Source organism: Streptomyces sp. HPF1205 (assembly GCF_020400825.1).
GTDB lineage: Bacteria > Actinomycetota > Actinomycetes > Streptomycetales > Streptomycetaceae > Actinacidiphila.
Genome location: NZ_JAINVH010000089.1, coordinates 1 through 3146, shown reverse-complemented (window position 1 = coordinate 3146; position 3146 = coordinate 1). Strand labels below are relative to the sequence as shown.

1 rRNA gene is annotated in these 3146 nt (G+C 57.7%); it reads right to left on the bottom strand.

Annotated features, from left to right (window positions below):
- Position 1 precedes the first annotated feature (1 nt).
- Positions 2-3125: ribosomal RNA gene (locus tag K7G61_RS35700) — 23S ribosomal RNA — on the bottom strand.
- Positions 3126-3146: the final 21 nt, after the last annotated feature.

The following is a 3146-nucleotide window of genomic DNA, read 5'->3' as shown; positions in this document are numbered from 1 at the left end:
TGTAGACAAGCCCTCGGCCTATTAGTACCGGTCAGCTCCACCCCTCACGAGGCTTCCACATCCGGCCTATCAACCCGGTCGTCCACCGGGAGCCTTAACCCCTCAAAGGGGGTGGGAGTCCTCATCTCGAAGCAGGCTTCCCGCTTAGATGCTTTCAGCGGTTATCCCTCCCGAACGTAGCCAACCAGCCATGCCCTTGGCAGAACAACTGGCACACCAGAGGTCCGTCCGTCCCGGTCCTCTCGTACTAGGGACAGCCCTTCTCAAGACTCCAACGCGCACAGCGGATAGGGACCGAACTGTCTCACGACGTTCTAAACCCAGCTCGCGTACCGCTTTAATGGGCGAACAGCCCAACCCTTGGGACCGACTCCAGCCCCAGGATGCGACGAGCCGACATCGAGGTGCCAAACCATCCCGTCGATATGGACTCTTGGGGAAGATCAGCCTGTTATCCCCGGGGTACCTTTTATCCGTTGAGCGACGGCGCTTCCACAAGCCACCGCCGGATCACTAGTCCCGACTTTCGTCCCTGCTCGACCCGTCAGTCTCACAGTCAAGCTCCCTTGTGCACTTACACTCACCACCTGATTACCAACCAGGCTGAGGGAACCTTTGGGCGCCTCCGTTACCCTTTAGGAGGCAACCGCCCCAGTTAAACTACCCACCAGACACTGTCCCTGATCCGGATCACGGACCGAGGTTAGACATCCAGCACGACCAGAGTGGTATTTCAACGACGACTCCCACACGGCTGGCGCCACGTGATCACAGTCTCCCACCTATCCTACACAAGCCGAACCGAACACCAATATCAAGCTATAGTAAAGGTCCCGGGGTCTTTCCGTCCTGCTGCGCGAAACGAGCATCTTTACTCGTAGTGCAATTTCACCGGGCCTGTGGTTGAGACAGTCGAGAAGTCGTTACGCCATTCGTGCAGGTCGGAACTTACCCGACAAGGAATTTCGCTACCTTAGGATGGTTATAGTTACCACCGCCGTTTACTGGCGCTTAAGTTCTCAGCTTCGCCCCGACGAATCAGGACTAACCGGTCCCCTTAACGTTCCAGCACCGGGCAGGCGTCAGTCCGTATACATCGCCTTACGGCTTCGCACGGACCTGTGTTTTTAGTAAACAGTCGCTTCTCGCTGGTCTCTGCGGCCACCCCCAGCTCACACCGCACGGGTGATCACCAGAAATGGCCCCCCTTCTCCCGAAGTTACGGGGGCATTTTGCCGAGTTCCTTAACCACAGTTCACCCGAACGCCTCGGTATTCTCTACCAGACCACCTGAGTCGGTTTAGGGTACGGGCCGCCATGAAACTCGCTAGAGGCTTTTCTCGACAGCATAGGATCATCCACTTCACCACAATCGGCTCGGCATCAGGTCTCAGGCCATATGTCACCCGGATTTACCTGGGCAACGCCCTACACCCTTACCCCGGGACAACCACCGCCCGGGCTGGACTACCTTCCTGCGTCACCCCATCACTTACCTACTACCCCCTCGGATCAGCGGCTCCACCACTCCCCCTCACTCCGAAGAGATCAGAGGCGGCTTCACGGCCTTAGCATCAGAGGATTCGATACTGGGCGCTTCAAAGCGGGTACCGGAATATCAACCGGTTGTCCATCGACTACGCCTGTCGGCCTCGCCTTAGGTCCCGACTTACCCTGGGCAGATCAGCTTGACCCAGGAACCCTTGGTCAATCGGCGCAGGAGTTTCCCACTCCTGTATCGCTACTCATGCCTGCATTCTCACTCGTGAACCATCCACCACTGCCTCACAGCGCGGCTTCACCCGGCACACGACGCTCCCCTACCCACCACAACAGGCGTTAGCCCTCATGCTGCAGTGACACGACTTCGGCGGTACGCTTGAGCCCCGCTACATTGTCGGCGCGGAATCACTTGACCAGTGAGCTATTACGCACTCTTTCAAGGATGGCTGCTTCTAAGCCAACCTCCTGGTTGTCTCTGCGACTCCACATCCTTTCCCACTTAGCGCACGCTTAGGGGCCTTAGTCGATGCTCTGGGCTGTTTCCCTCTCGACCATGGAGCTTATCCCCCACAGTCTCACTGCCGTGCTCTCACTTACCGGCATTCGGAGTTTGGCTAAGGTCAGTAACCCGGTAAGGCCCATCGCCTATCCAGTGCTCTACCTCCGGCAAGAAACACACAACGCTGCACCTAAATGCATTTCGGGGAGAACCAGCTATCACGGAGTTTGATTGGCCTTTCACCCCTAACCACAGGTCATCCCCCAGGTTTTCAACCCTGGTGGGTTCGGTCCTCCACACGGTCTTACCCGCGCTTCAACCTGCCCATGGCTAGATCACTCCGCTTCGGGTCTTGAGCATGCTACTGAAACGCCCTGTTCGGACTCGCTTTCGCTACGGCTACCCCACACGGGTTAACCTCGCAACACACCGCAAACTCGCAGGCTCATTCTTCAAAAGGCACGCAGTCACGAGACACCAGCAAGCTGATGCCCGACGCTCCCACGGCTTGTAGGCACACGGTTTCAGGTACTATTTCACTCCGCTCCCGCGGTACTTTTCACCATTCCCTCACGGTACTATCCGCTATCGGTCACCAGGGAATATTTAGGCTTAACGGGTGGTCCCGCCAGATTCACACAGGATTTCTCGGGCCCTGTGCTACTTGGGAAATGAGCAAGCAAGCCGTACAGATTTCAGCTACGGGGGTCTTACCCTCTACGCCGGGCCATTCGCATGCCCTTCGCCTACCCATACGGTTTATCACTCGCCGACCGGCCGGCAGACCGATCAAGCCCACTCCCACAACCCCGCCCACGCAACCCCTGCCGGGTATCACACGTAAACGGTTTGGCCTCATCCGGTTTCGCTCGCCACTACTCCCGGAATCACGGTTGTTTTCTCTTCCTGCGGGTACTGAGATGTTTCACTTCCCCGCGTTCCCTCCACACACCCTATACATTCAGGTGCGGGTGACAGCCCATGACGACTGCCGGGTTTCCCCATTCGGACACCCCCGGATCACAGCTCGGTTGACAACTCCCCGGGGCCTATCGCGGCCTCCCACGTCCTTCATCGGTTCCTGGTGCCAAGGCATCCACCGTGCGCCCTTAAAAACTTGGCCACAAAGATGCTCGCGTCCACT